The sequence below is a fragment of the Streptomyces sp. NPDC050703 genome (assembly GCF_040654435.1).
Classification (GTDB): domain Bacteria; phylum Actinomycetota; class Actinomycetes; order Streptomycetales; family Streptomycetaceae; genus Streptomyces.
The window spans coordinates 39780-61640 of sequence record NZ_JBFAHX010000025.1; the positions used below are offsets into that span (position 1 = coordinate 39780).

Here is a 21861-nt window from a genome sequence, read left to right on the forward strand (position 1 = left end):
GGAAGGACTCCATGGACACGCAGTCCACACCGCCCGGGTCCGCATCCGGCGGCACCGCGGACGCGGACGTCAGGGCCGCCGCCGTCAGCGCCTGGGAGAAGGAGCTGGGCACGACCGGGCTCGCCGAGGACGCCGACTTCTTCGAGCTGGGCGGCGACTCGGTCGGCGGCGCACGGCTCATGGCCGACCTGCGCGGCAGGTTCGGCGAGGAGCTGCCGCTCACGCTGCTCTTCTTCCATCCCGAGCTGGATGAGTTCAGCGACGCCCTGGTCGAGGCCGTGGCGAAGCTGCCCGCGCCGGCCGCGCACGCGGCGGAGGTGGAGGCGGAGGCCGTGCCGGAGGAGCTGCCGCTCTCCCCTGAGCAGGAGGCCCAGTGGGTCGCCGAGCAGGTCGCCCCGGGCAACCTCGCCTACACCGAGCTGCTCTCCCTGCGCCTGAGCGGGCCGCTGGACGCCGCGCGGCTCCAGTCGGCCGTCGACAGGATCGTGGAGCGGCACGAGGCGCTGCGCACCTGCTTCCCCGCCGGTCCCGACGGCCGCCCGTCCCAGGTGATCCGGCCCGCCGGCGCGGCGGCACCGCCGACGGTGGTGCGGTGTGACGCCGGGGACGAGGACGAGGTGCGCGCCTACGCCCTCGACCGGCTTGCCGAACCCTTCGACCTGGCCGCCGGTCCGCTGCTGCGCCCGCACCTCGTGCGGTTCTCCCCCACCGACCACGTCTTCCTGCTGTACTCCCACCACATCGTCGCCGACGGGCCGACGATGGAGGTGCTCTGCGCGGAGCTGGCCGACCTCTACGCGGACCGCGAGCCGCCGGGCGACGCCCCTTCGTACGCGCGGTACACCCTCCAGCAGCAGAGCCTGGACCTGGAGACGCAACTCGCCTATTGGCGCGATCAGCTGGCGGGTGCGTCCGATCTGGAGCTGCCGCTCGACCGGCCGCGGGCCGAGGTGCGCGACACCTCGGGGCGCAGGTTCCGCTTCTCCGTGCCCGCCGGGGTGCGGGACGGCCTCGACGCCCTGGCGCGCGAGCAGCGGGCGACGCGCTTCACGGTGCTGATGGCCGCGTTCCAGGTGCTCCTCGGCCGCTGGGCGGGGAGCGAGGACGTGGTGGTCGGTTCGCCGGTGACCTCGCGGTCGCGGCCCGGCCTCGAACGGATGGTGGGCGCGCTGGTCAACATGGTGCCCTTCCGCGGCGACCTCGGCGGCGACCCCACCTTCCGCGAACTGCTCGACCGCACCCGGCAGGCCGGGTTCGGCGCGATGGCGCACAGCGACGTGCCGTTCGGCCGGGTGCTCAGCGCACTGGACATCCGGCGGGACGGCTCACGGCCCCCGCTGTTCACCACCACGCTCGTCTCCCAGCCGACGCCGCCCGCCATCCGCGCCGACCTGGGCGAGGTCACGGGCGTCTACTTCCCGGTGCCGCGCCGGCACGCCACGTACGACTTCAGCCTGTACGTGTGGGAGGCGCCCGAGGAGCTGCTCGTGGACGTCGAGTACGCCACGGCCCTCTTCGACGAGGCGACGGTACGCCGCTTCGCGGACCGGTTCGGCACGCTGCTGAGCGCGGTGGCGACCGCCCCCGACCGCGCGCTCTCCGCCCTCGACACCGTCCCCGCGGCCGAGCTGCGGCAGGTGCTGCACGGCTGGAACGACACCGCGGCGGACCTCGGCCCCGACCTCTGCGTCCACGAGCTGTTCGAGGAGCGGGCCAGGGCGACGCCCGACCGCACCGCGGTCATCAGCGCCGGCCGCGGGATCAGCTACGCCGAGCTGGACGCCGCGGCGGAGGCGCTGGCCGCCGAGCTGCGCGACCTCGGCGCGGGCCCGGAGACCGTGGTCGCGGTCTGCCTCGAACGCTCGCCACGGCTCCTGACCACCCTGCTCGCCGTGCTGAAGGCGGGCGGCGCCTACCTTCCGCTCGGGCCCGACTGGCCGGACCGGCGCAGGGAGTTCATGGCGTCCGACGCGGGCGCGGCGCTCCTGGTGGACGCCGCGGGCGCCCGGCGCGTCGACGGCCGCCGGGTGGCGCCGGGAGCGGGCCGCGCCCGCCCCGGCAACCTCGCCTACGTCCTCTACACCTCCGGCTCCACCGGTACGCCCAAGGGCGTCATGGTCTCCCACCGCGCCGTCGTCAACCGGCTCCGCTGGATGCGGCGTGACTGCGGTCTCGGCGCCTCGGACGTGGTCCTCCAGAACGCCGTGCCCACCTTCGACTACGCGGTCTGGGAGCTGTTCGGTCCGCTGCACATGGGCGCGACGGTGGTGCTGCCGAGCGCGGAAGGGCACCGCGACTTCAGCGAGCTGACCCGGCTGATCACCGAACACGGCGTCACGGTGGCGCACTTCGTCCCCTCGCTGCTCCGGCACTTCGTCGAGGAGCCCGAGGCGGCGCGGTGCACCGGGCTGCGGGTGCTGTTCAGCGGCGGCGAGACGCTCGACCCGGCGCTGGCCGCGCGGGCGCGGCACGTCCTGCCGCGGGCACGGCTGTTCAACGCCTACGGGCCGACCGAGGCGGCCGTGGACGTCACGTGCTGGCCGGTGCCCGCGCGGCCGGCGTCCGTGGCCATCGGCGGGCCCGTGGCCAACACCACCTGCTACGTCCTGGACGAGCGGATGCGCCCCCAGCCGATCGGCGTCCCCGGCGAGCTGTACCTGGGCGGCGTCCAACTGGCCCGCGGCTACCGCGGGCGGCCCGGCACGACCGCCGAGCGGTTCGTCCCCGACCCCTTCGGCGCGGCGGGCGGGCGGCTCTACCGCACCGGCGACCGGGCGCGCTGGCGGCCCGACGGCGCCCTGGAGTACGTGGACCGCGTCGACCGGCAGGTCAAGATCCGGGGCGTCCGGGTGGAGCCGGGCGAGGCGGAGGCCGCGCTGCTGGCCCACCCCGCGGTCCGCGAGGCGGCGGTCGTGACGGCCGAGGGCAACGGCGGGCCGCGGCTCGTCGCGTACTACAGCGGCGGCCCGGCGGGCGGCGAACGGGAGCTGCGGGACCATCTCGCGGCCCGGCTGCCCGAGTTCGCGGTGCCCACCGCGTACGTGGAACTGCCCGGCGGTCTGCCGACGCTGTCCAGCGGCAAGCTGGACCGGGGCGCCCTGCCCGCGCCGGAGCGGCCGCGGCCCGCGGCGGGGGACTCCGCCGGCGCGACGCCGCCGCTCGGGGCGCGTGAGCTGATGCTCGCGGCCACCTGGGCCGAGGTGCTCGGCGTCGACCGCATTCACCGCGAGGACAGCTTCTTCGAGCTGGGCGGCGACTCCATCCTGGGCATCCAGATGGTCGCGCGGGCGCGCAGGGCGGGCATCGAGGTGACGGTCCCCGAGCTGTTCCGGCACCCGACGCTCGCCGCGCTCGCGGCCACGGCCGCCGCCCAGAAGGACGGCGGGAGCGGTCCGGCGCCCGTGCCCGCGGGCAGCCGCAGCCGCTTCCCGCTGACGCCGCTCCAGCGCGAGATGCTGCGCGAGGCGGCGCTGGCCCCCGGCCGCGGCGCGTACATCGTGCCCGCCGAGCTGCTCGTCGAGGGCGACCTCGACCCGGCGGCGATGCGCACCGCCTTCCGGCACCTGGTCGAACGCAACCCGGTGCTCCGGACCTCGGTCACGCTGCACGAACTGCCGGAGCGGTGCGAGCAGACGGTGCATCCCGCGGCCGAGCCGTCCTTCCGCCACGAGGACTGGAGCGCGTACTCCGCAAAGGAGCAGGAGCGCGGGCGCCGCGAACTGCTGGAAGCGGAGTGGCGCACGGGCTTCCCGCCCGAGGCGGAGCAGTTGAGCCGCATGACGGTCCTGAAGCTCGGCGAGCGCCGCTGGGCCCTGGTGTGGACCCGGCACAACGTGCTGCTCGACGGCTGGAGCTTCGCCCAGCTCTACGACGAGCTGCTCGACCTGCACGCGGCGGTACGCGACGACCGCCCCGAGCCGCGGGACGAGCCCCGCGAGTGCTTCAGCAGCTACGTCGACTGGCTCGCCGCCCGGCAGCGGGCGTCGGCGGAGCTGCTGTGGGAGGAACAGCTGAGCGGGCTGTCCCCGAGGACGGTGTTCCCACCGGAGGTGGGGCCGTCCCCTGAGCCGTACCGGGAGCTGCGCTTCCCGCTCCCGCAGCGGGCCGAGGCGTTCGCGCGGGAGCGCGGCCTGACGCTCGGCACGCTGATGGAGGCGGCGTGGGCGACCGTGCTCGCACGGCGTACGGGCACCCACGACGTCAGGTACGGCCAGGTCTTCTCCGCCCGCGAGGCCGAGGTCCACGGGGTGGAGCGGATGCTGGGCCTGATGATCAGCACGCTGCCGTCCGGGCTCCGGCTCGACCCCGGGCAGCCGGTGTCCGACTGGCTGGCGGAGCTTCAGCGGCGGGGCGCCCGGAGCAAGGAGCTGTCCACGGCCGACCTGGGGGTCCTCCAGGAGCGGGCCGGAGGGCCCGGTGCCCTCTGGGACACCCTGCTGATCATCCACAACTACCCGCACAAGTTCCAGGACGTGCCGGCGGGCGGGCTGCGGGTGGTCGGAACGGCCGGGTTCTCCAGGACGGGTGCCGCGCTCATCGCCTCGGTGGACGTCAAGCCGTTGCGGCTCGCCATGATCTATGACGAGGCGCGGGCCGATGAGCCGGTGGTGCGGGAGCTGGCGGCCGAACTGGCGACGGCCCTCGACCGGTTGACGGGGAGCGAGGACCGGAAGGTGGGCGATCTCCTCGGCTAGCGCGGACGGCGCCGGGGCCGGTGGGAGGGGCCGCGTGCCTCTCCCACCGGCCGGGGCGGCCGTCTCAGGACTGCCGGGCGGCCCGCAGGTCGCTCTCGACGCCCGCGGTGATCAGCGGGAAGGACTCCGGCTCGAAGAACGCCTCCTCGCCGCTCGGCAGCATCCGCAACCGGAACCGGTCGCTGGTGTGCTGCTTCCAGCCGGCCACGGACTCCGGCGGGACGACCTCGTCGTACTCGCCGGTGAACGCGGAGATCGGGCAGCTCACCGAGGTGTGGCTCTCCCTGGCGGCGTAGCGCTCGACGAGCCTGCAGTCCGCCCGGTAGCTCGGCAGCATCAGTTCGAGGAAGAGCGGGTCGGTCCTGAGCGGGCTGTTCTCCCGCACACGCGTCGGATCGGCGAGGAACTGCTCGTCGGTGAGCTGTTCGTCGGTGACCTCTGGAGGGACGAGAAGATGCGGGGCACTCTCCGCCGACACGAAGAGGGCGACCGGCCCGGGAAGCCCCGGTTCGGTCCGCTCCAGGCGGGCCGCGAGCTCGAAGGCGACCAGCGAGCCCATGCTGTGCCCGAAGAGCGCGAACGGCACGTCGAGGTGGCCGCGGAGCGCGGTGGCGAGCTGGGTCACCAGCGCGTCGATGTCGTCCACGGCCGGTTCGGCGAGGCGGTTCTCGCGGCCCGGGGTCTGCAGCAGGACGGGCTCGACCTCGGGGCCGAAGCTGTCCGCGATCTCCCGGTAGCCGGACGCGCCCTTGCCGGCGTAGGGCAGGAAGAACAGCCGGGTGGCCGACTCGCTCCCCGCACGCCGGTAGGCGATCAGCCGGTCCTTCTTGGCCTTCTTGTCTTTTCTGTCTTTCGCGGTGCCCTCCATGTCACTGGCCCTGCGTCTCCATCGCGCGGCGCAGGCTCAGCGGCCGCATGTCGGTCCACACCTCCGCGATGTGACCGAGGCATTCTTCCTTCGTGCCGGTCTTGCCCTCCGCGCGCCAGCCGTCCGGTATATCCTTGCCGTGCGGCCAGACCGAATACTGTTCCTCGTCATTGAGCACCACGGAAAACAGGTCCTGCTCGCTCATATGAGCCTCCAGTTAGACCAGGGATTCGGCCGCCAAACGCAGCCGATCTTGGGCTAGAAGCTAACAGCGCCGTCCTCGATCGGCAAGGCTCCGCGGGCAGTCCGCACACATTTCCACGGGTCCTCGAAGTGCTGTCCGAAATTCATTGAGATCGGGCCGGTCGATCCTTAGACTCACACCGGCACTCCGCCCTGCTGCACCACACCAACGAGGGGACGAAAGAAATGGACGAGGTATTCTCCGAGGTCCACGAGATCCGGGAGACCCTCCCGGAGCGTGCGCTCTTCCGGGACGGACGGACCCTTGCGGAGCTCGCCGCGAAGCTGGGGAGCAGCCGCACCCTGCGTGGTCTTCCCGCAGTTCAGGCACTGTTGGAGGACATACGCTCCTTCAAGGAGGGGAACCGCCTCGAAGCCGTCAAGGAGCACATCAACACCCGCAGGGACAACCACATATTCTCGCTCTTCGACGCCTCCTACTTCCCCAGACTGAGCCTGGACTACCTGACCTACGAAACACTGCCGACCGATCCTTACCTGGCCGACAGGTACGCGAGCAACACCATGCCCGTGAACATCGCGGGGGCGACCAAGGGATTCCATTCACGAGTGGTCGTCGCGCTCTTCCCCGAAAACCACATCGACGGCATCCAGAAACCGGAAGACCTCATCTTCTACTTCGTGGACAAGTTCGTCGAGCGGCACAATCGAATAACCCGCAAAATGATTGACGCCGTCATGGAACCCGGCAGTTTCCCGCGTATGCAGGGGGCTTCCGACGCAAAGGTGGAACAGGCCGCGTCCTGGTGGGTGCGACTGCACGAATACCACCACCGGCAGGGCGACATGCCCATTCCCGACTTCCTCTCTTCGAAGAAGATGAAGCCGCTCGCGGGGCTTGAGGAGCTGCGCGTCGACGTATCGGGAATGCTCGCCTGCCTGCACGACGAGAACCTGCCGCGCGCCGAGGCCATGGCGGCCTACGAGTTCATCCTCGCGGAGCGGCTGCTCCGCTACGCCGTCGAGGGAATCCCCCGCCCCAACTACGACGCGGTGGCCTCACAGCTCCTGTTCAACTACCTCTCGGAGCACAAGGGAATCCGTCTCTCCGGCGGACGGATCACCCTCACCGCCGACCTGCCCGTCGTGCTGGCCGCCTTCCTTGAGGAGATCCAGGCCATCGAGAGCCGCATCCACACCGAACCCGTGGACGCGGTCAAGAAGCAGCTCCTCGAATTCACCAACGCCTACACGGTCTTCGACAGCGAGGCGGGCGACTACCAGCACATCCCGTACTTCGCCGAGATCAAGCAGCGGCTCGGTGTGTGACTCGTGACGGTGCCCGCACAGCGACGTACAGCAGTCAGCGCGCAGGACTACCGCGAGGCGATGTCCCTGCTCGCGGTGCCGGTCTGCGTCGTCACCACGCGCGCGGACGGCGAGAACCGGGGGCTCACCGCGAGCACCGTGACCGGCGTGTCCCTGGACCCGCCGCTCGTCTCGGTGGCCGTGGCCAGGACGTCGAGCTGCCACGGCGCGCTGACCCGCGCCCCGCAGTTCGTCATCAACGTCCTCGGCGACGACCAGCACCACCTCGCCACGCGCTTCTCCACCCGCGACATCGACCGCTTCGCGGGTGAGGGGATCTCCACGCTGCCGGGCTCCGAACTGCCCGTGATCACCGACGCGCACGCGCTGTACCGGTGCACGCGCCGGCAGGTGATACCGGTCGGCGACCACGACCTGCTCATCGGCGAGCTGACGGACGTCAGGCTCCGGCCGGAGGCACGTCCGCTGACCTGGTACCGCCGCGCCTTCCACCGTCCCCAACCGTACGGCTGAGCCCCGCCCGTCCCGCGGCGCCGGCACAGCATCCCGAGCAGAGGCAGCAGAGGTAGCAGAGGTGGTCGAAGTGAGTCGAGCGAGCACAGCCCCCACCGGGTGCCCGTACCAGGGGGGCACCGGAACCACGACCGATCCATGCCGTGACTACCTCGGGCTGCGCGAGGACGAGCCGGTCCGCTGGGACGAGGACCTGGAGCTGTGGTTCGTCACCGGTTTCCGCGAGGCGACCTCGCTGCTGCACCATCCGTCACTGTCGTCCGCGTGGCCCGAGCGGGGCAGCACTCCGCTGCACGCGGCGGCCGGCGGCGGCAGCGGTGACGGGGCGCGCACGTCGGGGCTCGTGCGCAAGTGGTTCATGTTCAACGACAATCCCTCGCACCGCAGGGCCCGGCGGCTGGTCGCGCCGCTGTTCTCGGCCGACCGCGTCGCCGGGCACCAGCCCTTCATCCAGGAGGTCGTCGAGGAGCTGCTGTCCAAGGACCGCGACTCCCTGGACGTCATGGGGGACCTCGCCGTCCCCCTCTCCGGCCGGGTCGTCTGCCGCGTCCTCGGCCTGGACGCGGCCCTGGCCCCGCACCTGGAGCCGTGGGCCCTGGACGTGGCGGCGCTGCTGGTGGCGGACTACATGCCCGACGTGGTCACCCGGGGGCACGCCGCCCTTGAGGACATGACCGGCCTCATCGACCAGGCCCTCGAAGGCGACCTGCCCGAGGGGTCGGCGCTGCACCTGCTGCGGACCGCCCTGCGGAACGGCGAGATCGAGCTCCAGGACGTCTGGGCCACGGCGTCCTTCCTCGTCTACGCGGGCTTCGAGACGACGTCGTCCTTCATCGGCAAGGCCGTGCGGTCGCTCCTGCACTCCGGCTCCTGGGAGCGGCTGCGCGAGGCCGACCTCGGCGCCGCCGTGGAGGAACTGCTCCGCTTCGACACGTCGGTCCAGCAGGTGGCGCGGCTGGCGACGGACACCATCGAGATCGCGGGCGAGCGCATCTCGGCCGGGGACCTGGTCCTCATCATGCTCGGCACCGCCAACCGCGATCCGGAGGTCTTCGACCGCCCCGACCACCTCGACCACGGGCGCCGCATCACCCGGCACCTCGGCTTCGGCCACGGCGCCCACTACTGCCTGGGGGCGGGCCTCGCCCGCCTGGAGACGCAGCTCGCCCTCGAAGGGCTGCGGGAGAAGTGGCCGACCCTGCGTTTCGTGGAGCCGCCCAGAACGCGGTCGCACTACGGGATCACCGTGCTGGAGCACCTGGTGGTCGGAAGCGGAGACCCGGCGCCCTGAGCTGGGACGGTGTGCCACAGGCCCCTCGGACGTGATCGGAGCACTGTCCGAGGGGTTCCCCAACCGCCGCCTCAGTAAGATGGTTTACCGGGGAGAGGGGGGCAGCATGCGGCCGGATCCGAGGATTCTCGTCGTCGACGACCATGAGGACACCTTGTTCGCGCTGGAGAGTTCACTGGCTTCGCTCAAAGTGGACATCGTCCGGGCCACCAGCGGCGAGGAGGCGTTGAAGGAGGTGCTGCGCGGCAATGTCGGGCTGGTCCTGCTCGACCTGCGCATGCCCGGCGTCAGCGGCCTCGACGTGGTGCGCTACATGCGGCGCCTCGAACAGATGCAGCACATCCCCATCGTACTGATCACGGGTTTCGGTCTGATCCGCGAGGTCTCCCTGGCCGCGTTCGAACTCGGCGTCGCCGACATCGTCATGAAACCGGTCGACCCCCTCGTCCTGCGCACCAAGGTGAACTACCTCTACACCACGCACGTGCGGCTCCTGGAGATGCAGCGGGAACTGAAGTCCCTGCGCACCCACCTGAAGACCGAACACCGCGCCCTGGACATGGACCGCTGGCGCAAGGGCCAGCACCCCACGGAACCACCGGCGCCCACGGGTACGGCGCGGGAGGCGTAGGGGCAGACGCGGAAGCGCGGGGTGGGACCCCTTGCCCTGGAGTGGACTCCAGCTCGTACAGTCGGCGCGTTCGGTCGGTCCACGGGTCAGGAGAGTCGGATGCGTCAGCGTGTTCTGGGTGGGACCGGGATCGAGGTCAGTCCGTACTGCCTCGGCACCATGATGTTCGGGGCGGTCGGCAACACCGATCACCGGGAGTGCGTGCGCATCATCCATGCCGCGCTGGACGAGGGGGTCAACTTCGTCGACACCGCCGACATGTACTCGGCGGGTGAGTCCGAGACGATCGTCGGCAAGGCGCTGAAGGACCGCCGCGACGACGTCGTTCTCGCGACCAAGGTCCACTTCCCCATGGGCGAGGGGCCCAACCGCGGGGGCAACTCGCGGCGTTGGATCATCAAGGAGGTGGAGGAGAGCCTGCGGCGCCTCGACACGGACTGGATCGACCTGTACCAGGTGCACCGGCCCGACCACACCACCGACATCGAGGAGACGCTGTCCGCGCTGACCGACCTCGTGCGGCAGGGGAAGATCAGGGCGTTCGGCTGTTCCACCTTCCCGGCCGAGGAGATCGTCGAGGCGCACCATGTCGCCGTGCGCCGCGGGCTCCAGCGGTTCCGCACCGAGCAGCCGCCCTACTCGCTGCTGGCCCGGGGTGTCGAGCGGCACGTGCTGCCCACGGCCCAGCGCCTCGGCATGGGGGTGCTGACCTGGTCCCCGCTGGCGTCGGGGTTCCTCACCGGCCGCTACCGCAAGGGGCGGGCCCTCGACCTGAGCAGCGGGCGCCCCCAGCTCAACCCGGCCCGCTTCGACCCGTCGGCGCCGCTCACCGAGGCGAAGCTCGACGCCGTCGAGCAACTGGTCGCCGTGGCCGACGGCCTCGGCTGCACGCTGCCCGAGCTGGCGATCGCCTTCCCCCTCGTCCACCCGGCCGTGACCTCGGTCATCATCGGCCCGCGCACGATGGATCAGCTCACGAACACGCTCAAGGGCGCGTCCGTGCGGCTCGACGACGCCGCCCTCGACCGGATCGACGAGATCGTGGCACCCGGGACCGACGTGTACCCGCCCGACGGGGTGTGGGCTCCGCCCGCGCTCACCACACCGGCCCTCAGGCGCCGCCCCGCCGACGACAGGTCCTGACCCCGGCCGAACCGCGTTCGTCACCGCAGCCGAGACAGTCCGGCCGTGCCCTGAGGGGGGCACGGCCGGACTGATGTGCGTACGGGTGGGCATATGCGTGACCCAGGTGGCATGAGGTGAGGTTGCCCTGCAGTGGGCGTTCACCACCGCGTCCGGGTGGTGAGGGTGACTTTTCTTCCCGCGTCCCACGACACGGTCACCTCCTCGGTCACCCTGCTCGACACCACGCCCACCGGCACGAAGTGACCGCACCCAACTCCCTGGCCCACATGCGGAGTTGGGTAAAGGCACCGGCGGCGAACTCACCCGCCGGGGCACACCGGAACACCCCTCCGGCGGCCCCGACGGAGTCATCCACCGCCACTCCCCCGGGAATTCCCTCTGCCGGTTCGACCACCGAATACCGCATTGAGCCTTACTATTCCCACCCTGACTCCACACACGGACAATCACCGTTGCGAGGCAGTTGCGATATTCCGTGGGTGAGCCGGGCAAGGGTACGGAAGCACAGATTCCTCATCTGGGCGTACGATCCCAACCGCCACTCGCACGCCCCCGCGTGCGCTGACGAAAGGTCACTGCCATGTCGGAAGTTCCCGCCAACGCCGCCGGAGTACAAGGGCAGTACGCCGCCCAGGTAGCCGCCGATCTTGAGGCCAACCGCAAGGAACAGGAGCGCATCAGTGCCGAGGTCACGGCGCTGACGGAGCAGCTCCAGGTACTGGAGAGCGACCACGCGCTGCTGGTCAGCATGCAGCAGGCGCTGGGTACCAACGGCACGGGCGGCGCTCCGGCCGGCGCCGCGAAGAAGGAGACCTCCCGCGCGAAGGCGGCCCCCAAGTCGCAGCGCGCGAAGAAGGCGAGCACTCCGCGCAAGAAGAAGTCCGCGACCCCGGCGACGCCGCCGGCCAAGGCCGCGGGCAAGTCCGCCATCAAGTCCACCGCCACCGCCACCGCCACCAAGTCCGCCGCCGCCAAGGCCACCCCGAAGGTGCCCGCGGCCAGGACGCCGGAGCCGACGCTGGGTGAGCTGATCCGCGACCACCTGGCCGGGCAGAGCGAGCCGCGCTCGTCCGCCGAGATCGCCTCCGCGCTCGCCGATGCCCACCCCGAGCGCACCATCAAGACCACGGTCGTCCGCACCACCGTGGAGAAGCTGGTCGCCAAGTCGCAGGTGCAGCGCACCCGCCAGGGTTCGTCCGTCTTCTACAGCGCCGCCGCGCCGGCGGAGAAGCCCGCCGCACCGGCGCAGCCGGAACCCGCCGCGAGCTGAGATCCGCGCTACGTGGGGCCGTACGGCACCGACGCCTGCCGCACTGCCCCACTGGCGGCCCTCACCGACGTCACACCCCCTGTGGCCCGGTGAGGTCACACCCGGCGAGGTCGACCGGTCGCTCGTGGCGGAAGACGGCCATGGGGCGGCCGGGCCCGTTGTAGTCGGCGACTACCTCGACGTCGAAGCCGAGGCCGCGGTGGAAGGCGATCGAGCCGGAGTTCGCGACGGAGGTGACTGCTTTCAGTCGCTGTGCGCCATGCCGGACGGCCGCCGCGGCGAACTCCGCGTACAGCCGGCGCCCCAGACCGGAGCCGCGGGTGTCGTCCCGCGTGGCGATCAGGTGCACGTATCCGGTGCCGCCCGGGGTGACGAACCCGAACACGTACCCGCGGATGCCGTCATCGGCGCGGGCGACCAGGCAGGTGGGTCCGAACTCCTGTACCAGAGCCACCAGGTGCAGCGACCGGAGGTCGCGGTCACCCCAGTAGCGGGGATGGTCGGCCAGGACCCGGTGGAAGTCTGTGATGCGGGCGGGCTCGATGTGTATGGCCATGCGGCAGATCATGGCAGCCCAGTCTCCTCCGGCCACCATGATCGACGCCACGGTGGTCCGGCGTGACGCGGGCCCGGCATGAATAACGCGTCAAGACTGCCGGAATCCGGCAGTGCCCCGTACGGGCCTCCCGGGCCAGGATGGGTCCGGCAGGAACGGGGGGCCCGGTCCCGATGCCGGAGAGCGGAAGCGCTGTCCGGCATCGGGACCTGAGTCGCCGACGCGGGCAGGGGGTGACTGGTGCAGGAGATACTGCGGGCCGCCGCGGGCTTTCCCGCCGTTCTCTTCAGCTCCGCCCTGGTGGTGGTCATCGGCTTCTGGCTGCTCGTCCTGGTCGGCGCCCTCGCGGCGGCCGACTTCGACGCGGACATGGACCTCGGCCCGGCGGGACTCGGCGCGGTGCCGGTCAGCGTGGCCCTCTCGACGGCGGTCGTGGTGGCCTGGCTCAGCACCCTCACCGGTTCCGTGCTCATCGACCACCTCGGACTGACCCGCCTCACCCACGCGGCGGCCGAACTCGGCCTGCTGCTCGCCTCACTGCCGCTCGCCTGGTGTGCGACGGTCGCCGTCACCCGGCCGGTCAGCAGCCCCGGGCCGGCCACCGACCGGGGGTGACCACCGCGCCGCCGCTGACCGGGCGGGGCGGCCCCGGGGCCCGGGTCACCTCGCCCGGGCGAGTTCGAGCAGTTCGGCGAAGAGCCCGCCCCCGGCGGCCAGTTCCTCGTAGCGGCCCTGTTCGGTGATGCGGCCCTCCTCCATCACGATGACCCGGTCGGCGACGCGGGTGTTCTCCAGCTGGTGGGTGACGATGACGGTGATCCGGTCGGCGGCGATGCGCTTGATCTCCTCGAAGATGCGGTGCTCACCCCGGGGGTCCATCTGGGAGGTGGGTTCGTCCAGGATCAGCAGCTCAGGCCGCCGGTAGAGCGCCCGTGAACAGGCGAGACGCTGCCACTGGCCACCGGAGAGCTCCGCACCGCCCCAGATCTCGCGGGCCAGGAGGGTGTCGAGGCCGTCGGGCAGTTCCTCGATCGCCGCGCGCATGCCGACCGCGCCCACTGCGTCCCACACCGGCGCGTCGTCGTGGGTCATCGGCTGGCCGAGCGTGACGTTCTCGCGGGCGCGCAGCGGCCACTGCGCGAAGATCTGCGGCACCAGTCCCGCGCACGACCACACCGAGGCCGGGTCCACGTGCGCGAGGTCGGAGCCGTTCCACGTGACGCGGCCCCCGTCGGCCAGGTAGATGCCGGTGAGCAGCCGGGTGAGCGTGGACTTGCCCGAGCCGTTCTCGCCGACGACGGCGAGGATCTCCCCGCGGCGCAGCGTCAGCGAGACGCCGTCCACGGCCGGGCGGTCCTTGCCGGGGTAGCGGAAGGTGACGTCGTCGAGACGGATCTCCTCGACGGGCGGCGTGATCCGCGCAGTACCCCGGTGGGAGGCGCGGGCGTCGCTGTCGGTGAGGAACGTCCGCATGTCGGCCAGGTACAGGCTGGTGTGGAAGCAGGCGGCGCCGTTCATGACGACCTGGGAGAGCGCCGCCAGGGCCGTCTGCACGGCGACCACGGCGGTGGCGGCCACGGCCAGGGGGACGCGTCCCGTGGTGGCAAGCCAGGCGAGCCCCACCCAGGTGCCGGTCAGGAAGAGGCCGCCGATCAGGGAGGTGCCGAGGTTGATGCGCAGGACGCGGGGGGCCGCGTCGAGGGTGCGCCGGTCGATCCGTTCGGACAGGCACCGGTACCAGAACAGCAGGTAGTCGGTCATGCCGTTGGCGCGGACCTCGTCGGTGTACTTGGGTGTCGTGGCCCACCAGCGTGTCATCTGCCGCACGTTGCGGTCGGACACGTTGGCGTAGTGGATCTCGTAGTCGACCCTGGCCATCAGGACGGCTCCGACGCCCGAGGGCAGGACGGCCAGGGCCAGCAGCGGCAGCATCATCCAGTGCAGTACGGAGAGCACACCGCACGCGGTGACCATCTTGACCAGGGCCGACAGGAACCGCTGCGCGTCGGTGATCATGACGTGCGTACGGGCCACACCCATCTCGGCGGCCTCTTGGCGGTCGGCGAAGCCCTCGCCCGCGTAGGCGGCGGCCTCGACGCGGAGGACTCCCCCGACCAGGGCGGTATCGGCGTCCGTGGTGACCAGTGGCGTCAGACGCCGCTCCGCGTACTGCGCGAGCGCGGAACCCACCCGCCCCAGCGACGCCGCGCCCGCGACGACCAGCAGCGCGGGAAGCGCCTCGCGCAGACGGTGCGGCACGGTGCCGCCGCCGAGGACGGCCTGCATGGCGTGTGCGGTTCCCGTGAGCAGCACGGCCGCGACGACGCCCGTGACGAGCTGGCAGGTCACGAGCAGGAGGACGGACGCGCGGTCGGCCCGCCACGCCATGCGGGCGATGCCGGCGAGTACGGCCGGCAGCCGCGAGCAGAGTTCACGGAACGAGGTGCCGCCCAGCGGGTCGACGGCGTGCCGGCCACTGAATCTGATCTGCGCCGGGAGCGGTGGCGCGGGTGGCCCTGCGGTGCTTGCGCTCGTGGCGTCGGCTGAGGTCAACTGCCTGCCTCCTACACGGTGGTGGCGAACTCACTGTCGTCGTGGGGACAACGAGGCGAGTCACCCTCTCGAACACACGTGTTTGAGACGGGGCCGTACGGCGGACATTCCCGGGCCGCGCTCGACGGGGCCATACACCCACCCTTGACACACGGGACCCGGCGCCCGGCCGACGGGTGGCCGAAACGCCGGGGGGCCGATGCCTGTGTGGCGGGCGGGGTTTGAGGTCTGCCGCTGCGGGGGGGGTGGGGCGGGGTTGAGGTCTGCCGCTGCCGGGATGCCGGGGTTGAGGTCTGCCGCTGCGGGAGGGGGCGGGTTTGAGGTCCGCCGCAGCGGGGGGCGGGGCCTCAGACCTGCCGCGGCGGTTCGTCCGGGTCCGGCGTACGTGTCGGCGGCGCGGTGGGCGGCGGGACGACCTCCCCGTGGAGGACCCGGGGCGGCTGCCCGGCCGCCTTCCTGGCCTCCTCCCGCTCCTTCTCCGCCCGCATCTCCCTGGCCTCGGCCTTGAGGATGCGCGCCGACTTGCCCGCCGAGCGGGCGAGGCCGGGGAGCTTCTTGGCGCCGAGGACGAAGACGACGACGATGAGGATGATCGCGATTTCGCTCAGTCCGAACACTGCGGTCCCTGTCTGCTGCTCGGCCCGGGCCGTTGTCGGCGCGGACGTGACGGAATTGCTGCGGCTACGGGCGGGCACGGGCCCGCCGCCCGCCGCGGGCCCGCACTGAATCTACAGCACTGTAGAGCGAGTGTGCGCGCGAACTCGTGGCCTCCGACGCCGAATCGGCCACATGAACACACTGGAGCACCGCGACCGGGCTGGGCTGGGCTGGGCTGGGCTGGGCTGCGCGGGGTTCGCCGAGGTGAAGCCACCCGCCCTGCTCGACGGCCCACGCCCCCGCTCGGGACGGCTCAACACCACCCCACCTCGACGGCTCAACGCCACGGCCCCGCACGGCTCAACGCCACCGCTCTCAACGGCTCAGCGCCACTCCGCCCTGGACGGCTCAGCGCCACCCCGCCCTACACGACCCAGCGCCCCTCCCCTCTGGACCGCTCAGCCCTCGTCCTCCTCCTCGTCGCCCTCGAAGAAGTCGCCCACCTCGTCGACGACTTCGGCCGCGACCATGCCGCCGACCACACCGACCGCGAGACCGGCGGCACCCGCGGCCACCACGGTGCCCATGCCGGGGCCCGAGCGCTGCCCGCCACCGTGCCCGTGGTGGTGATCGCCGTGGTCATGCCCGTGCCCGTACCCGGAGGCGTACGGGTCGCCGTGCGCGTACGGGGCCTGCGCACCGTACGGGGCCTGCGCGCCGTACGCGGCGCGGTGCTCGACCAGTTGCCTGACCCAGCCGTCGACCAGGGCGTTCCAGTCCTGGTGGGCGACATCGTCGTGGCCGACGGCGAAGCGGGTCACCGCGTCGTGCCCGCCGGAGAGGAAGCCGCCGCGCCTGTCCGCTTCCAGGACGACCTCCATGCCGCCCGGGTGGGCGAGGAAGGTCACCTCGATCTCGTTGACGGCGTGCGCGTACCGCGGCGCCGGGGTGAGTTCGATCTCCTGGTAGAACGGCAGTTGCTGCCCGGTGCCGCCGATGTGCCCGTACTCCAGGTCGGCCGACTTGAACCCGAAGCCCGTCTGCCCGAACGCCTCCAGGATCGCCTCCTGGACCGGCAGCGGGCGTACCGCCAGCGGGTCGAGGTCACCCTTGTCCCTGGCGCCCGCGACGGACAGCTCGGTGCGCACACCGAGCACGACGCCGAGGCCCTGGCCGTACAGTTCGGTGATCGGCGTCTCCCACGGCAGCGCCACCGTGAAGGGCACGCCGCGCTCCTCGCCCTCGGCGAGCCGGAAGCCGCCGCCGACGGTGAACCGCTCGAAGACGGCGACGCCCTCGCTCTCGCCGTGCTCGTGCTCGGCCTCCACCCGGGCGACCAGTTCGAGCGAGATGTGCTCGATGGTGTGGTCGGTGCTGCCGCCCTTGAGATGGACCTGCCCGGTCAACGTGGAGCCGGGCAGGGCGGCGCCCGGGTCGAGAACGGTGTCGACGGTGGGTCCGCCCACGCCGAGCGAGCCGAGCAGTCGTTTGAACACCATGGTGGCGTCCACCCCTCATGTGCGTGTCCCCGCGCGTGCGCGGGGACGTGTGCCGTTCGTGTCGCGGGGGCGTCGCCCTGCCGCGCCGGCCTCGCGGAAAAACTCCGCGGAGACCGGGAACACCGGCGGACGCCCTCACGTTCTTCACGTGCAAGTAGCCTTCTACAAGCGCGTAGAAGCATAGAGCCTGCGTCATGGCTCAAGGCCGCGAGCCGGTGGCCGTGACGTGAAAGTCCGAAAACAGCCCCGGCCCTCGACCGGCCCGGACACCGACCGAGAAGGATGACGACCCGCAATGGGTGAGCCTCCCAGTACCAGCCGTGCCAACCCCCGTCGGCACCCCGCCCATGAGGGCGCGGAGGCGGCGCGATGACCGAGATCCTGCTGCTGTTCCTCGCCCTGCTCCTCACGCTGGCCTGCGCCCTCTTCGTGGCCGCCGAGTTCTCCCTGACCACGGTGGAGCGCGGCGCGCTGGAGCGGGCCGCCGAGGCCGGGGAGCGGGGCGCGGGAGGCGCGCTGCGTGCCGTGCGGCGCCTCACGTTCCAGCTGTCCGGGGCGCAGCTCGGCATCACCGTCACCTCGCTGCTCATCGGCATGCTCGCCGAGCCGTCCCTCGCGGCGCTGCTGCGCGGGCCGCTGGAGAGCGGCGGGCTCGGCGGCGCCGCCTCCTCGGTGGCGAGCGTCCTCGGCGTGGTGCTCTCCACCGTGGTCCTCATGGTCGTCGGCGAACTGGTGCCGAAGAACTGGGCGATATCGCGCCCGCTGGCCGTGGCGAAGGTGGTCGCGGGACCGCAGCGGGGCTTCACCGCCGTCTTCGCACCCCTCATCCGGCATCTGAACGGCACCGCGAACCGCGCCGTGCGCCGCTTCGGCCTGGAGCCCGCCGAGGAACTGGCCTCCGCGCGCGGCCCCGAGGAGCTCGTGGCGCTGGCCAGGCGGTCCGCCGCCGAGGGCGCCCTGGAGGCCGACTCCGCCGAACTCTTCGTACGCACGCTGCACCTGGGCGAGCTGACCGCGGAGAACGTGATGACGCCGCGCGTCGACGTGCGCGCGCTGGAGGCGCACGCCACGGCCGCCGACGCGGCCAACCTCACGCACGCCACGGGCCTGTCCCGCTTCCCCGTCTACCGCGACAGCCTGGACGAGGTCATCGGCACCGTCCACATCCGCGACGTCCTCGCCCTGGACCCCGGGAAGCGGGCCGGCACGCCGGTCACCGACCTGGTCACCGAGCCCCTCCTGGTCCCCGACAGCCTCACCGCCGACCGCCTCCTGGAGCGGCTGCGCGCCACCCGGACCATGGCGGTGATCATCGACGAGTACGGCGGCACCGCCGGTGTCGCCACCGTCGAGGACATCGTCGAGGAGGTCGTGGGCGAGGTCCGCGACGAGCACGACCCGGTGACCGCACCCGACCTGCTCCTCGCCGCCGTGCCCCGGCAGGGGCGCGCCACCTGGGAGGCGGACGGCGGCGTCCGCATCGACCAGCTCGACGGAATAGGCCTCCGGGCGCCCGAGGGGCCGTACGAAACGGTGGCGGGGCTGCTCGCCACCCGGCTGGCCCGCATACCCGTGCCGGGCGACACCGTCAGCCTCGACGACGGCTGGCGGCTTGAGGTCCTCGCGGTCGAGCACCACCGCGCGAGCCGGGTGCGCATCGCCGAACCGGCCGCGGCCGGCGTTCCGTCGGCCGAGCAGTCGACCGATCCGTTGATGGAGGGTTCCCGATGACCACCGTGCAGCTCGTCATCGGAGCGCTGACCCTGCTGACCAACGCCTTCTTCGTGGGCGCGGAGTTCGCGCTGATCTCCGTGCGCCGGAGCCAGGTCGAGCCGCGTGCCGCCGAGGGTGACCGCCGGGCCCGCACCACGCTCTGGGGCATCGAGCACATCTCCGCGATGATGGCCACCGCCCAACTCGGCATCACCGTCTCGTCGCTGGTGCTCGGCGCGGTAGCGGAGCCGGCCATCGCCCGTCTGATGGAACCCGCGTTCGAGGCCGCGCACGTGCCGCACGGGCTCGTCCACCCGATCGCGTTCGTCATCGCCCTGGCCGTGGCCACGTATCTGCACATGCTGATCGGCGAGATGATCCCCAAGAACGTCGCGCTCGCCGCGCCGGTCCGGACCGCGCTGCTGCTCGGCCCTCCCCTGGTGGCCCTCACCCGGGCCCTGCGGCCCCTGGTCTTCGGGATCAACGCCTTCGCCAACACCTTGCTGAAGCTGATGCGGGTGGAGCCGAAGGACGAGGTCGAGTCCGTCTTCACCGACGACCAGCTCGCCCGCATGGTGCTCGACTCCAGTGCGGCCGGGCTGCTCTCGGCCGCCGACGGGGAGCGGCTGCGCGACGCCCTGGAGCTGGGGACGCGGCCGGTCGGCGAGATACTGGTCCCCGCGGCGCGGATGCGCACCGTCGAGCACACCGTGACCCCGGCGGACCTGGAGCGGGCGGCGGCCGGAGCGGGCTTCTCGCGGTTCCCGGTGACCGGACCGCGGGGCACGCTCCTCGGCTATCTGCACATCAAGGACACCCTCGGGGTCGCCGACCGTGACGCGTCGTTCCCGCCCTCGGCGCTGCACGCCGTCACCCGGGTGCGCATCGACACCCCGCTGGACGACACGCTCACCGCGCTGCGGGCCATGGACAGCCACCTCGCGGCGGTCACCGGGGAGACGGGCACGGTGCTCGGCTTCGTGACCATGGAGGACGTGCTGTCGGAGCTGGTGGGTCCGGCGCCGGCCGCCGTGTAGCGGGCCACTCCCGCTCGGTCCGGCCGGCCCGGTCACGCGGACCGCCCTGCCCGCGCCGGCCACCGGGCGCCCCGCACTGCCGTACGCGGGGCGCCCATCGGCCCCGCACGCCCAACCCCCGCACGCCCAACCCCCGCACGCCCAACCCCCGCACGCCTGGTCCGCTCCCGCCGCGTCCCACCACACCCGTACGCACCACCAGTGAAGTTTTACGTGCGTGTAGAAGTATGGCTAGGGTGCCGGGACGCACTGCCAGGCGCGGAGTCCGCATTCAGGGGAAGACGTGCTTTCGGAGGTCCGGGTTCACTGCGGGAGGCATCTTGAGTGACGCGACACAGTCGACCGGCCGTCGCGCGGCGCCCCTGCCGCCCACGCGTGCGGCTTCCGGGCGCGTGCCGGCCCCGGGCGGCGAGGCCACCGCGAGCGGCCGGGCGGTGCCACCCGCCAAGGGGCGCGACGCCTATTTCGACAACGCCAAGTACCTGGCCATCGTGCTCGTCGCCATGGGCCACGCATGGGAACCGCTGAGGGGCGACAGCAGGGCGGCCGCCGCGCTGTACATCACCGTCTACACCTTCCACATGCCGGCGTTCATCGTCATCTCCGGCTACTTCTCCCGCGGTTTCGACGCGAGCTTCGACCGCGTCAAGCGCCTGGTGACCGGGGTCGCCGTGCCCTACGTGATCTTCGAGGTCGCGTACACGTACTTCAAGCGGTGGGCCGGCGACGACCCGACGTATCCGATCAGCCTGCTCGACCCCTGGTATCTGACCTGGTTCCTTGCCGCGCTGTTCATCTGGCGGCTGACGACCCCGCTGTGGAGGATCGTGCGGTGGCCGCTCCCCGTGGCGCTGGCCGTCGCGGTCCTCGCGTCCGTGTCCCCGGACATCGGGGACGATCTCGACCTGCAGCGCGTGCTGCAGTTCCTGCCCTTCTTCGTCCTCGGTCTCGTCCTGAGGCCCGCGCACTTCCAACTGGTGCGCCGCAGGGAAGTCCGCGTCCTGGCGCTGCCGGTCCTCGCTGCGGCTCTGGCTTTCGCGTACTGGGCCGCGCCGCGGATGAACGCGGCGTGGTTCTACCGGCGCGACAGCGCTCAGGAGCTGGCAGCGCCCGGGTGGACGGGCGGCGTGATGACCCTCGCGATGTTCGGCTGCTCGGTGGTCCTCGTCGTCTGCTTCCTGGCCTGGGTGCCGGGGCGGAAGCTCTGGTTCACGGCCCTCGGCGCGGGCACGCTCTACGGCTACCTGCTGCACGGCTTCCTCGCCAAGGGCTCCCGCTTCTGGGGCTGGTACGAGGCCGACTGGGTGCACCGGCCGCTGGGCGAGATCGCCGTCACGTCGGCCGCCGCCACGGTGATCACCCTTCTGTGTGCTCCCCCGGTCCGGCGCGCCTTCCGCTTCGCCGTGGAACCTGAGCTGAAGTGGGCCTTCAGACAGGACGCGACCGCCCTCGCCAAGGGCCGCGCACGGAATGGAGGCGCCGAGTGAGTGGACCGGCCAGGCCGCCCGACGTCCGCTTCGCGCTCGCAGCGGAGGCGCTGCCCGCGGGCCGGCAGACCCTCGTCATGCTCGACGCCTGCGGCCGGTGCGTCGGCAGCCTCGTCTTCCGGGTCTGCCACCCCTGCGGATACGGCTACATCGACAGTGTCGCCGTCGCCACGCACTGGCAGGGCCAGGGCCTCGGCCGTCATGCCCTGCACACGGCGCTCGACGCGGCCGTGGGCCACACCTGGGCGACGTCACGGCAGTCGGCGGAAGGACGGCGCTTCTTCGCCGCCATGGCGGACGAGACGGAGACCGCCTTCACGCCGGGCGGAGCGCTGTGCCCGCACATGACGCGCGACGCGGGACCACCGGGCCCGTTCGGCACCCGGGCAACGCTGTTACCAAAGGCGGACACAACTGGGTGAACGCGGCCCGCGCATCGGTCATCTGACGGGGTGCAACGAACAGAAGACGCG

Annotated in this window: 18 protein-coding genes; 12 read left to right on the forward strand and 6 right to left on the reverse strand. The window is 72.0% G+C overall.

What is annotated here, in order from left to right; translation table 11 throughout:
• The first annotated feature begins 11 nt into the window (after positions 1-11).
• Positions 12-4694, forward strand: coding sequence for an amino acid adenylation domain-containing protein (locus AB0I16_RS22740; RefSeq protein ID WP_363251307.1), 4683 nt, complete (start codon positions 12-14; stop codon positions 4692-4694).
• Positions 4695-4758: 64 nt separating this feature from the next.
• On the opposite strand, the gene AB0I16_RS22745 is transcribed toward AB0I16_RS22740, so the two are convergent.
• Complete coding sequence (locus AB0I16_RS22745; RefSeq protein WP_363251308.1) at positions 4759-5562, reverse strand: alpha/beta fold hydrolase; 804 nt, start codon at positions 5560-5562, stop codon at positions 4759-4761.
• A gap of 1 nt (position 5563) precedes the next feature.
• Complete coding sequence (locus AB0I16_RS22750; protein ID WP_363251309.1) at positions 5564-5767, reverse strand: MbtH family NRPS accessory protein; 204 nt, start codon at positions 5765-5767, stop codon at positions 5564-5566.
• Between the two features lie 224 nt (positions 5768-5991).
• Between AB0I16_RS22750 and AB0I16_RS22755 the strand changes: the two genes are divergently transcribed.
• The 6 genes from AB0I16_RS22755 to AB0I16_RS22780 all read left to right on the forward strand — a co-directional run bounded on the left by AB0I16_RS22755 (position 5992) and on the right by AB0I16_RS22780 (position 11946).
• The gene (locus tag AB0I16_RS22755; protein WP_363251310.1) at positions 5992-7095 is read left to right on the forward strand and encodes a DUF6421 family protein; all 1104 of its coding nucleotides are present in this window, start codon (positions 5992-5994) and stop codon (positions 7093-7095) included.
• A gap of 3 nt (positions 7096-7098) precedes the next feature.
• On the forward strand, positions 7099-7608 hold the full coding sequence (locus AB0I16_RS22760) for a flavin reductase family protein (RefSeq protein WP_363251311.1): 510 nt from the start codon (positions 7099-7101) through the stop codon (positions 7606-7608).
• A gap of 70 nt (positions 7609-7678) precedes the next feature.
• Positions 7679-8899, forward strand: coding sequence for a cytochrome P450 (locus AB0I16_RS22765; protein ID WP_363251312.1), 1221 nt, complete (start codon positions 7679-7681; stop codon positions 8897-8899).
• A gap of 106 nt (positions 8900-9005) precedes the next feature.
• A complete protein-coding gene (locus AB0I16_RS22770) occupies positions 9006-9530 on the forward strand; it encodes a response regulator (RefSeq protein ID WP_363251313.1) in 525 nt (174 codons plus the stop codon).
• Between the two features lie 99 nt (positions 9531-9629).
• A complete protein-coding gene (locus AB0I16_RS22775) occupies positions 9630-10673 on the forward strand; it encodes an aldo/keto reductase (RefSeq protein WP_363251314.1) in 1044 nt (347 codons plus the stop codon).
• 583 nt (positions 10674-11256) lie between these two features.
• Positions 11257-11946: a hypothetical protein gene (locus AB0I16_RS22780; RefSeq protein WP_363251315.1), complete on the forward strand. Its 690-nt coding sequence runs from the start codon at positions 11257-11259 to the stop codon at positions 11944-11946.
• A gap of 70 nt (positions 11947-12016) precedes the next feature.
• Here AB0I16_RS22780 and AB0I16_RS22785 read toward each other — a convergent pair whose 3' ends face one another.
• Positions 12017-12502 carry a GNAT family N-acetyltransferase gene (locus tag AB0I16_RS22785; protein ID WP_363251316.1) on the reverse strand — a complete coding sequence of 162 codons (486 nt, stop codon included), beginning with the start codon at positions 12500-12502 and terminating at the stop codon, positions 12017-12019.
• A gap of 240 nt (positions 12503-12742) precedes the next feature.
• Here AB0I16_RS22785 and AB0I16_RS22790 point away from each other — a divergent pair, with 240 nt between their 5' ends.
• A complete protein-coding gene (locus tag AB0I16_RS22790; RefSeq protein ID WP_363251317.1) occupies positions 12743-13117 on the forward strand; it encodes a hypothetical protein in 375 nt (124 codons plus the stop codon).
• 45 nt (positions 13118-13162) lie between these two features.
• On the opposite strand, the gene AB0I16_RS22795 is transcribed toward AB0I16_RS22790, so the two are convergent.
• The 3 genes from AB0I16_RS22795 to AB0I16_RS22805 all read right to left on the reverse strand — a co-directional run bounded on the left by AB0I16_RS22795 (position 13163) and on the right by AB0I16_RS22805 (position 17151).
• Complete coding sequence (locus tag AB0I16_RS22795; RefSeq protein WP_363251318.1) at positions 13163-15055, reverse strand: ATP-binding cassette domain-containing protein; 1893 nt, start codon at positions 15053-15055, stop codon at positions 13163-13165.
• A gap of 347 nt (positions 15056-15402) precedes the next feature.
• Positions 15403-15672: a twin-arginine translocase TatA/TatE family subunit gene (locus AB0I16_RS22800; protein WP_363251319.1), complete on the reverse strand. Its 270-nt coding sequence runs from the start codon at positions 15670-15672 to the stop codon at positions 15403-15405.
• Between the two features lie 438 nt (positions 15673-16110).
• Positions 16111-17151, reverse strand: a complete 1041-nt coding sequence (locus tag AB0I16_RS22805; RefSeq protein WP_363251320.1) for a sporulation protein — start codon at positions 17149-17151, stop codon at positions 16111-16113.
• A gap of 369 nt (positions 17152-17520) precedes the next feature.
• Here AB0I16_RS22805 and AB0I16_RS22810 point away from each other — a divergent pair, with 369 nt between their 5' ends.
• The 4 genes from AB0I16_RS22810 to AB0I16_RS22825 all read left to right on the forward strand — a co-directional run bounded on the left by AB0I16_RS22810 (position 17521) and on the right by AB0I16_RS22825 (position 21810).
• A complete protein-coding gene (locus AB0I16_RS22810) occupies positions 17521-18882 on the forward strand; it encodes a hemolysin family protein (protein ID WP_363251321.1) in 1362 nt (453 codons plus the stop codon).
• Positions 18879-19901, forward strand: coding sequence for a hemolysin family protein (locus tag AB0I16_RS22815; RefSeq protein WP_363251322.1), 1023 nt, complete (start codon positions 18879-18881; stop codon positions 19899-19901). Before AB0I16_RS22810 ends, AB0I16_RS22815 begins: the two co-directional genes overlap by 4 nt.
• Positions 19902-20221: 320 nt before the next feature.
• Positions 20222-21388, forward strand: a complete 1167-nt coding sequence (locus AB0I16_RS22820; protein ID WP_363251323.1) for an acyltransferase family protein — start codon at positions 20222-20224, stop codon at positions 21386-21388.
• Positions 21385-21810, forward strand: coding sequence for a GNAT family N-acetyltransferase (locus tag AB0I16_RS22825; RefSeq protein ID WP_363251324.1), 426 nt, complete (start codon positions 21385-21387; stop codon positions 21808-21810). The genes AB0I16_RS22820 and AB0I16_RS22825 overlap by 4 nt, the downstream gene beginning before the upstream one ends.
• The last annotated feature ends 51 nt before the right edge of the window (positions 21811-21861 follow it).

Coding starts and splice junctions, on each gene's coding strand:
- AB0I16_RS22775 (WP_363251314.1), top strand. CDS start 9,630: ATGCGTCAGCGTGTTCTGGGTGGGACCGGGATCGAGGTCAGTCCGTAC.
- AB0I16_RS22810 (WP_363251321.1), top strand. CDS start 17,521: ATGACCGAGATCCTGCTGCTGTTCCTCGCCCTGCTCCTCACGCTGGCC.
- AB0I16_RS22785 (WP_363251316.1), bottom strand. CDS start 12,502: ATGGCCATACACATCGAGCCCGCCCGCATCACAGACTTCCACCGGGTC.
- AB0I16_RS22745 (WP_363251308.1), bottom strand. CDS start 5,562: ATGGAGGGCACCGCGAAAGACAGAAAAGACAAGAAGGCCAAGAAGGAC.
- AB0I16_RS22770 (WP_363251313.1), top strand. CDS start 9,006: ATGCGGCCGGATCCGAGGATTCTCGTCGTCGACGACCATGAGGACACC.
- AB0I16_RS22755 (WP_363251310.1), top strand. CDS start 5,992: ATGGACGAGGTATTCTCCGAGGTCCACGAGATCCGGGAGACCCTCCCG.
- AB0I16_RS22815 (WP_363251322.1), top strand. CDS start 18,879: ATGACCACCGTGCAGCTCGTCATCGGAGCGCTGACCCTGCTGACCAAC.
- AB0I16_RS22740 (WP_363251307.1), top strand. CDS start 12: ATGGACACGCAGTCCACACCGCCCGGGTCCGCATCCGGCGGCACCGCG.
- AB0I16_RS22805 (WP_363251320.1), bottom strand. CDS start 17,151: ATGGTGTTCAAACGACTGCTCGGCTCGCTCGGCGTGGGCGGACCCACC.
- AB0I16_RS22780 (WP_363251315.1), top strand. CDS start 11,257: ATGTCGGAAGTTCCCGCCAACGCCGCCGGAGTACAAGGGCAGTACGCC.
- AB0I16_RS22750 (WP_363251309.1), bottom strand. CDS start 5,767: ATGAGCGAGCAGGACCTGTTTTCCGTGGTGCTCAATGACGAGGAACAG.